The sequence below is a fragment of the Streptomyces sp. NPDC001770 genome, from assembly GCF_053596135.1.
On the sequence record NZ_JBSFFN010000005.1, the window covers coordinates 300,086 to 309,095 of the forward strand.

Consider the following 9,010-nt stretch of genomic DNA (forward strand, 5'->3'; position numbering starts at 1 on the left):
CCGGCCCCGCCTGCCAGAATGGGCACGGCCCAGCCGCCCGGCAGGAAGCCGTGACCGACGACGGAGGAACGCGTGCCGCCCACCTCGAAACCGCTGCGCAGGCTCGGGTTCCTCACGATCGGCCTGTTCGACGGCGCGGACCCGCGCCCCGGCCACGAGTCGACTCTGCGCATCATCGAACTGGGCGAGCAACTCGGCTTCGACAGCGCCTGGGTGAGGCACCGTCACCTCCAGTACGGCATCTCCTCCCCGATGGCCGTGCTGGCCGCGGCCACCCAGCGCACCAGCCGCATCCACCTCGGTACCGCCGTCATCCCGCTGGGCTGGGAGAACCCGCTCCGCCTCGCCGAGGACCTGGCGACCGTGGACGTCCTCTCGGGAGGCCGCCTGGAACCGGGCGTCAGCGTGGGGCGGCCGATGCACTTCGACCGGGTCAAGGACGCCCTCTACCCGGACACGGCCGCCGACGAGGACTTCAGCCACGAACGGGTACGCCGGCTGCTCGACTTCGTAAGCGGCGAACGGGCCACCGCCTTCAGCGGCACCGAGGGGATCGAGGTGTTCTCCGACCGCGTCGAACCCCACGCCCCGGGCCTCCGCGACCGCATGTGGTACGGCGCCGGCAGCCTCCCCTCCGCCCGGTGGGCCGGCGAGAACGGGATGAACCTGCTGACGAGCAGCGTGGTGAAGGCGGAGGACGCCGGTGCGTCGGCGGACTTCGCCGAGATCCAGCTCTCCCACATCCGGGCCTTCCGCGCCCACCACCCGGACGGCGACCTGGCCCGCGTCTCCCAGGGGCTCGTGGTCATCCCCACCGACTCCGCCACCCCCGCACAACGCGCCAAGTACGAGGAGTACGCCCGGAGCCGGGCACCGCGTACCACCGCCCCGCAGGGACCCGCGCGCATGATGTTCGCCCCCGACCTCGTGGGCACCTCGCAGCAGCTCGCCGAACAGCTCCACGCCCACGTCGCGTTCCAGGAGGTCGACGAGGTCGCTTTCGCCCTGCCGTTCAGCTTCGAGCACGAGGACTACGTCCAGATCCTCCACGACATGGCGACCGTCCTCGGGCCCGCGCTGGGGTGGAAGCCGACGGGGTGAGGCGTCGCGGGGGCGCTCCGCGGCCGCCCCGCACGTGCATCCACGCCCGTCACCAGCTCGTCCGCAGCAGATGGTTGACCAGGAGCGCCAGCACCACCTGGGCGCCGAGCCAGCCACGCCGGTGCCGATCGGGCAGCGCGGCCGCGGCGGCCAGCAGCCAGAGGACGAAGGGCAGCCAGATCCGCTCCGTCTCGGCCTTGCTCATCCCCGACAGATCGGCCGCGACGACGGCCAGCGCCGCCGCCAGCGTGAGAACGGCGAGCCGTTGCGCCCCGGCGAGCGGCCGGCCGGTCCGCAGCGCCCGTACGGCACCGGGCGCGGCCACCGCCGACCGGCGCAGCCCGGCCACCGTGGCCAGTCCGGCGGAGACGGTGACGGCGGCGAGGTTGGCCCAGACCCAGTACGCGTACGGCCGCTTCCCGCCCACCCCCTGGTGGTACCGCTCCACCAGCAGCGGATACGCGTCCCACCAGTGGAACCCCGCCAGGGTGAAGAGCGCGGGCACCACCAGCGATCCGGCGGCGAACGCGGGCAGCGGGCGGGCCGTCCGGGCGAGCACCAGGACGGCCGCCAGCAGGAGACCGGTCAGCGGGAGCCCGTAACTCAGGTAGCAGACAAGGCCGAACAGCAGGCCCGACCCGGCCGCCGCGGTCCCCGGGAAGCGGGTCGTACAGGTCGCCGACAGCGCCAGCAGCGCCATCGACCAGCCGGCGACCGCCGCGAACGCGGCGTCGGCCGAGACACCCGCCCAGACGGCCCCCGGCGCGAGGACGAGGAACGGCGCCGCCTTCCGGGCGATCCGCTCACCGGCCAGCGCCCGCAGAGTGACCAGCGCGGCCGCGGCGGCGGTCGCCGCGAGCACGACGCAGCAGACCGCCGCCCACACCGCCCCGCCGAGACCGATCCGGTCCAGGAGCACGAACGGCAGGGTGGCGCCCGGCGGATGCCCGGCCACATGGGTCGGCCAGTTGCCGGGCCGGCCCATCACGATGTGGTCCTCGAAGGTGCGCAGGGCGGCGCCGATGTCGTGGAACCCGGCGACGCCCGCCAGATACTCGTGACGGCTGGTCAGCTTGAGGGCGAACCCGCTCCGCCAGCCGTCGACGAGCGCGAGCGAGAAGATCCAGGCCGCCGAGACCGCCGAGGAGAGGACGAGCAGCCCGCGCCAGCGCGTCCGGACGGCCACCCGGGGGCCGAGGGCGACGGCGAGCACGGCCAGCGCGAGCGCCGCCGGGGTACCGGGTCCGACGTGCGGGTCCCACGAGGCGATCAGGGGCGGCCACCCCGCGTAGAGGGACCCGTCGCCGTTCACGGCCCAGCCGACGAGCGCCGCCACCGCGACCAGCACCACGCCCCCGGCCGCGGCCGTCAGATCCCGGCGCCCCGCGCGGTCCGCCGCCCCCGCGGTCTCCGCGGCTGCCATTCCTCCGGCGCGTCCGGCGCGCTCCTCGGTCCTCACCCCGGCACGCTAAGCCTCCCGCAGCCTTTTCCCCTGCCGACCGGGCCGCTTCGCGCGACGGGGCGTCACCGATCCGCCACGCCGCCGCGCACGGAGCGACGGCTCCCGGGCCATGTCCGGCCACTCGACGGGGTGACCCGGCCCGCACGCCGGTGGCGCGTCCCCGCGCGGACGGGACCCGCGCCCTACGGTCGCAACCATGGGTGACCTCATGCGACGCCTCTCAGCCCTGCCAGGACCGACACGACCGGACTTCTGGCGCAGTCCGCTACGGGGAGCCCGGTTCACCACCGTACTCGGCGTCGTCCTGCTCGTCGGGCTGACCCTGGTGGCGGTCACCGGGCTCCTCTCCTACGCCTCGTACAACCCGGATCTCGCCGCCGTCAACGACAAGACACCCGACAAAGGGCTGCTCGGCTTCTACCTGTTCGCCTGGCCCACCGACCCGCACTGGCTCTACCGGCTCACCCAGGGCGTGCACGTCACCCTCGGCACCGTGCTGGTCCCGGTGCTGCTCGCCAAGCTCTGGTCGGTGATCCCACGGCTCTTCGCGCTCCCGCCTGTCCGCTCCCCGGCACACGCGCTGGAACGGCTCTCCATCGTGCTGCTGGTCGGCGGCGCGCTCTTCCAGTTCGTCACCGGGCTCCTCAACATCCAGCTGGAGTACGTCTTCCCCGGCTCCTTCTACCGGCTCCACTTCTACGGAGCGTGGGTCTTCCTGGCCGGCTTCCTCAGCCACACCGCGCTCAAGCTCCCCCAGGCCGTACGGGTCCTGCGCGCCGGGATTCCGGCGGTTCCGGCAGCGGGGACGGACACCCTGGCGGCGCCCGCGCCCGCCCCGCCGACGCTCTCCCGGCGCGGCGCGTTCGCCATGGTGGGCGCCGGGTCGCTGGTCCTGCTGGCCACCACGGCCGGCCGCAGCTCCGACGCGCTGCGGCCCACCGCCCTGCTCACCCCGCACGGGGTAGAGGACCCGGGCAGCGGGCCGAACGGCTTCCAGATCAACAAGACCGCCGCGTCCGTGCACATCCGCCCCGCCGACATCGGACCGGCCTGGCGGCTGACCGTACGCGGACCGGCCGGCACCTTCCGCTTCACCCGCGCCCAGCTGCTCGCCATGGACCAGCGGAGCGCGGCGCTCCCCATCGCCTGCGTGGAAGGCTGGTCCACCTCCGACCAGTGGTGGCGCGGAGTGCCGCTGCGGAACCTGGCCGCGATCGCCGGGTTCCCGGACGACCCCCCGGGCGTCCTGGTGGAATCCGTGCAGCGCACCGGCTCGTTCCGCCGGGCCGCCCTGCGCGACAACCAGGTGCGCGACGGCCGCTCGCTGCTCGCCCTGGAGGTCAACGGCGAGCCCCTGTCGGCCGACCACGGCCATCCGGCGCGGATCATCGTGCCGGCTGCCCCCGGAGTGATGAACACCAAGTGGGTCGGCTCCCTCACCTTCGGTGCCCTGTGACCGGCCACGAGCGGGACCCGGAGGGACCGCACACGGACGGGGCAGGGAGCACGGGCCGGGCGGGGAGCATGAACGGGGCAGGCAGCACGGCGACCCGCCCGCGCGGCACGGGCCACTTCCGGCGCCGGTACGGCGAGGGGCCGCTGCACCTGCTGCTCCTGGCCGCGACCTTCGCCCTGACCGGGTACGCCGGGGTCAGGCTCCTGGACGGCGACACCCTGCGGATCGTCCTCTGGTTCGCCGGCGCGGCCGTGGTGCACGATCTCGTGCTGCTGCCGCTGTACTCGACGGCCGACCGCGCCCTGCGCGAGGCGCTGGGGACGCGGCCGGCCAACGACGGCAGTTCGAAGACGCGCTCCGGAGGTGGCCGGGTCAACTTCGTACGGGTACCGGCGTTCCTCTCCCTGTTGCTCCTGGTGGTCCAGTTCCCGCTGATCGCCCGGCTCTCCGAACGCTACGAGCGCTACACGGGGCTCTCCGTCGACGTCTTCCTCGGCAACTGGCTCCTCGTCACCGGGGTGCTCTTCGCCGTCTCGGCGCTCTGGTTCGTCCTGTCCATGTGGCGGGGGAGTGGCCGGGCGTCCCGGCGGCGCAGGGCCACGAAGGGCCGCCCGTCCGACTCCCACTGATCGACCACCCGCCACCCCTGCGGACGGGCGTGCCGCAGCAGGGCCGGGGTCCCCAGCCGGGCCCACGGGAACGGCGCGGGCGGGGGTCCGGAGGCCTCGGTGGCGGTGGGGCCGACCGTGCCGGTGCGTCCGTCGTGGAGATGGACCTCGGACCGCTCGTCCAGGTCGAGCGGATGCGTCTCCACGACGAGGAGCCCGCCCGGGGCGAGCAGCGCCTCCACGCGCTCCAGCAGCACGGAGGGATCCCCGCCGATGCCGATGTTGCCGTCCACGAGCAGCACCGTGCCCCACCGCCCCTCGCCCGGCAGCGGGTCGAACACGCTGCGCCGCAGGGCCCACCCGCCGAGACCGCGGGTACGGGCCACGGCGGCCTCGCTCACGTCGATGCCGAGAGCCCGGTGACCGCGCCGGCCGAGCGCGGCCACCAGCCGGCCCGGTCCGCAGCCGATGTCGAGCACCGGCCCCTCACAGCGGCGCAGTGCCGACAGGTCGGCGTCGTCGGCGCCCAGGCACCAGCGCTCCACGTCCAGCGGCATCAGCAGGCCGTCCGTCCGGCGGAGGAAGAGCGGCCCCCGGCCGGACCGGAGGGCGTTCGCGTACGGGTCGGCCGCCCAGGGGACGCTGCCCGCGGCCTGGGAGCCGCTCATCGGGCCGCCGCCCGGTTCAGGCGCCCGAGCGTCGCGGCGAACCGCCCGCGCGGCGCGAGTCCCGCGACCCGTACCGCGTCCTCGGCGGTGTCCACGTCGCGGAGCCGGTCCAGCTCACGGACTCTCAGCCCGGCATCGAGCAGCCGTGCGCGCTGCACCGCGCCGGTCTCGGGTACGGACATGGGCACGCCCCGCAGCAGCGCGGGGTCCGGGGACGCGAGCCCCAGGGCCCAGAACCCGCCGTCCTCCGCCTCGCCGAACCAGGCGTCGCACCGCTCCCACCCGTCCGGCGCCAACGCGGGCGTCAGATGGTCCGGTTCGATCTGCGGAGTGTCCATACCGATGAGGAGCGCCGGACCGGCACAGCCGCCGAACGCCCCCGCGAGCCGTTCGTCCAGACCGCCGGAGCACTGCGGCACGACGTCGATGCCCGGAGGCAGCCAGGGGCCGGGTCTGCCCTCCAGGACGAGGACCCGGCGCGCGGCGGGCAGCGAGAGCACGGCCAGCAGGGTGTCCGCGAGGGAAGCGGCGGCAAGCTCCGCCGCCTCCTCGGGGCTGAACGGAGGGGTGAGCCTGGTCTTGACCCGACCGGGAACCGGCTCCTTCGCGAGGACCAGCACGGTGGTCGGGCCGGAGGGGAGCGAGGCGCCTGCGGAGAACGGTGCGTACGGATTCATCGACACGACTCCGTCCCTACGGCGGTGCGCGCGAGGGGCGGCTCCCGCAGCACCGCCCGCATGTCGAGCACCGCGTGCCAGGTGCCCCGCCAGGTCCCGGTGACCTTGGACCTGCCGGTTCGCGGACGGTACGGGACGTCGGCCTCGGCGATCCTGAGCCCGGAGTCGGAGGCCCGCACCACCATCTGCAGCGGATATCCGCTGCGGCGGTCGGTGAGGTCGAGGGCCAGCAGGTCCGTCCGGCGCGCGGCGCGCAGCGGGCCGAGGTCGCGCAGCCGCAGACCCGTACGGCGCCGCAGCATCCGGGCGAGCGCGATGTTGCCGAGCCGGGCGTGCAACGGCCAGGCGCCCCGCCCCTCGGGACGGCGGCGGCCCAGCACGAGATCGCAGGTCCCGGACGCGACCCGCTGGACGAACGAGGGCAGCAGGCCGGGGTCCAGCGAGTCGTCGCAGTCGCAGAAGCAGACGAACTCCGCCTCCGCGGCGGCGAGTCCCGCATGGCACGCGGAGCCGAAGCCGCGGCGCGGCTCGTGCACGACGGTGGCGCCGAGCGAACGCGCCACCTCCGCCGAGCCGTCGGTCGAACCGTTGTCGACGACGATCGCGCGCCAGCCGGCCGGGATGCGGGCCAGCACCCGGGGGAGGGCGGCGGCCTCGTCGAGGCAGGGCAGCACCACGTCGACGGAGAACGGGGTGGGGGAGGGGAAGGGCGTGGGGGAGGTGGTCGAAGTGTCGGTCACCCGGCTCACCCTATGGAGACGGATCGGGCATTTGCCGGTATATGGGACCGGCGAATCGGTGACGTCGATCGGGTGGCCGCCCGAGACCGGCCGCTCCGCCCCGCCGTGTGCCTCCGTCAGGCGTCCGCGAGCCGGGCCCCACCCGGCGGTGCGACCGCCGCTCCCCGCTGCGGGGCGGCGGCGAACTCCGCCATGCCCTCGGCGAACCCCACCTTCGGCAGCCAGCCCAGTTCCGCGCGCAGCCGACCGGAGTCCGCCGTCACGTGACGTACGTCCCCGAGCCGGAACTCCCCGGTGACGACCGGCGGCGGACCGCCGTGCGCGGCGGCGAGCGCCGCCGCCATCTCCCCGATGGTGTGCGGCTCCCCGCTCCCGGTGTTGTAGGTGGTGAGGGCACCGGAGGCCCGCTGTGGCAGGGAGGTCAGCGCCGTCACGGCAGCCGCGGCGACATCGGTCACGTGCACGAAATCGCGCCGCTGGCCGCCGTCCTCGAAGACCCGGGGTGCCTCACCGCGTGCCAGCGCGGAGCGGAACAGCGAGGCGACTCCGGCGTACGGGGTGTCGCGCGGCATCCCCGGCCCGTACACGTTGTGGTAGCGGAGCGACACCGCCCGGCCGTCCGTCGCGCGCGCCCACGCGGCGGCCAGGTGCTCCTGGGCGAGCTTGCTGGCGGCGTAGACGTTCCGGGGGTCCGCCGGGGCGTCCTCGGGGACCAGCCCCGGTACGAGGTCCGCCCCGCAGGACGGGCAGCGGGGCTCGAAGCGGCCCGCCTCCAGATCGTGCCGCGCGCGCGGCCCCGGCCGGACGGGCCCGTGCCGCAGGCAGTCGTACTTCCCCTCGCCGTACACCACCATCGACCCGGCCAGCACGAGGTCCCGGACCCCGGCCGCCGCCATCGCGGCGAGCAGCACCGCCGTGCCCAGGTCGTTGCAGCCGACGTAGAGCGGTGCGTCGGCGAAGTCCTTGCCCAGTCCGACCATCGCCGCCTGGTGGCATACCGCGTCGACCCCTGCCAGCGCGCCGGCCACGGCCCCGGGGTCCCGTACGTCACCGACGATCAGGCGCTCGTACGGTCCCTCCGGAGCCGTGCCGCCGGGATGGGCCGAGGGCAGCAACGCGTCGATCACCACCACCTGATGCCCGGCCGGGACCAGGGCCTCGGTGATGTGCGACCCGATGAATCCAGCTCCGCCTGTGACGAGTACACGCATGACGCCACGTTAGGACGTGTCCGCCCCTTCGCGTCGGACCGGCGGGCGGTGTTCCCGTACAGGCACGGACGGTGCACCCGACGGGGTGCCGGGTGTGCCGCCCGGGGCGGGTTTCGGAAGCGGAGCCGTCCGCCCGGGTTACTTCGGGTCGCGGTTGAAGAGAGAGGTGGACCAGAAGTAGCCGAGCAGGGCCAGACCGAGGCACCAGGCGACGGCGATCCAGCCGTTGTTGCCGATCCCGGTGCCGAGCAGGAGTCCGCGCAGGGTCTCGATGGCCGGGGTGAAGGGCTGGTACTCGGCGATCGGCTGGAACCAGCCGGGCATGGTGTCGACGGGGACGAAGGCGCTGGAGAGGAGCGGCAGGATCATCAGCGGCATCGCGTTGTTGCTGGCCGCCTCGACGGTCGGGCCGACCAGGCCCATCCCGACCGCGACCCAGGTGAGTGCCAGGGAGACGAGCACGAGCAGGCCGAACGCCGCCAGCCACTCGAGGACGGTGGCGTCGGCGGACCGGAACCCGATGGCCACCGCGACGGCCCCGACGAGGACCACGCTCATCACGCATTGCAGCACGCTGCCGAGGACGTGTCCGACGAGGACCGATCCCCGGTGGATCGCCATGGTGCGGAAGCGGGCGATGATGCCCTCGGTCATGTCCATGGAGACGGAGACCGCGCTGCCGATGGTGGTTCCGCCGATGGTCAGCATCAGGATGCCGGGGACGAGGTACTTGAGGTACTCGGAACGGTCCGCACCGCCGCCGCCGATGCCCGCGCTCATGGTGTCGCCGAAGATGTAGACAAAGAGCAGCAACAGCATCACCGGGGTGAGCAGCAGGTTCAGCGTCAGGGACGGGTAGCGCCGGACGTGCAGCAGGTTACGGCGCAGCATCGTGGACGAGTCGCGCGCGGCGAGGGAGAAGGAGCTCATCGGACGTTCTCCTTGGGGTGATTCGGCCGGTTCTGGTCCGGCCGGGGCTGCTGGTTCGGTACGGCGCCGCCGGTGAGGGCGAAGAACACGTCGTCGAGGTCGGGGGTGTGGACGGTGAGTTCGTCGGCTTCGACGTGTGCGGTGTCGAGGCGGTCGA

At 74.1% G+C, this 9,010-nt stretch carries 8 protein-coding genes and 1 pseudogene; 2 read left to right on the forward strand and 7 right to left on the reverse strand.

Annotation, left to right across the window (positions count from 1 at the left end):
- Nucleotides 1–72 precede the first annotated feature (72 nt).
- Nucleotides 73–1,101: an LLM class flavin-dependent oxidoreductase gene (locus ACWCSV_RS07785; RefSeq protein ID WP_451139543.1), complete on the forward strand. Its 1,029-nt coding sequence runs from the start codon at nucleotides 73–75 to the stop codon at nucleotides 1,099–1,101.
- A 49-nt stretch (nucleotides 1,102–1,150) separates the two neighbouring features.
- Here the strand turns inward: ACWCSV_RS07785 and ACWCSV_RS07790 are convergent, their stop codons facing one another.
- Entirely contained in the window at nucleotides 1,151–2,560 is a 1,410-nt protein-coding gene (locus ACWCSV_RS07790) for a hypothetical protein (protein WP_451139545.1), read from the reverse strand.
- Between the two features lie 199 nt (nucleotides 2,561–2,759).
- Here ACWCSV_RS07790 and ACWCSV_RS07795 point away from each other — a divergent pair, with 199 nt between their 5' ends.
- Nucleotides 2,760–4,019 (forward strand): molybdopterin-dependent oxidoreductase, encoded by a 1,260-nt coding sequence (locus ACWCSV_RS07795; RefSeq protein ID WP_451139547.1) that lies wholly within the window; start codon nucleotides 2,760–2,762, stop codon nucleotides 4,017–4,019.
- A 463-nt stretch (nucleotides 4,020–4,482) separates the two neighbouring features.
- On the opposite strand, the gene ACWCSV_RS07800 is transcribed toward ACWCSV_RS07795, so the two are convergent.
- The 6 genes and pseudogenes from ACWCSV_RS07800 to ACWCSV_RS07825 all read right to left on the reverse strand — a co-directional run.
- Nucleotides 4,483–5,295, reverse strand: a complete 813-nt coding sequence (locus ACWCSV_RS07800; RefSeq protein WP_451139549.1) for a class I SAM-dependent methyltransferase — start codon at nucleotides 5,293–5,295, stop codon at nucleotides 4,483–4,485.
- Nucleotides 5,292–5,972 (reverse strand): TIGR04282 family arsenosugar biosynthesis glycosyltransferase, encoded by a 681-nt coding sequence (locus ACWCSV_RS07805; RefSeq protein WP_451139551.1) that lies wholly within the window; start codon nucleotides 5,970–5,972, stop codon nucleotides 5,292–5,294. Before ACWCSV_RS07805 ends, ACWCSV_RS07800 begins: the two co-directional genes overlap by 4 nt.
- Complete coding sequence (locus ACWCSV_RS07810; protein ID WP_451139553.1) at nucleotides 5,969–6,712, reverse strand: glycosyltransferase family 2 protein; 744 nt, start codon at nucleotides 6,710–6,712, stop codon at nucleotides 5,969–5,971. Before ACWCSV_RS07810 ends, ACWCSV_RS07805 begins: the two co-directional genes overlap by 4 nt.
- 116 nt (nucleotides 6,713–6,828) lie before the next feature.
- Nucleotides 6,829–7,923, reverse strand: coding sequence for an NAD-dependent epimerase/dehydratase family protein (locus ACWCSV_RS07815; protein WP_451139555.1), 1,095 nt, complete (start codon nucleotides 7,921–7,923; stop codon nucleotides 6,829–6,831).
- Nucleotides 7,924–8,061: 138 nt separating this feature from the next.
- Entirely contained in the window at nucleotides 8,062–8,853 is a 792-nt protein-coding gene (locus tag ACWCSV_RS07820; RefSeq protein ID WP_451139557.1) for an ABC transporter permease, read from the reverse strand.
- A pseudogene (locus tag ACWCSV_RS07825) lies at nucleotides 8,850–9,010 on the reverse strand (ABC transporter); the annotation flags it as partial. The gene ACWCSV_RS07820 and the pseudogene ACWCSV_RS07825, both read right to left, overlap by 4 nt.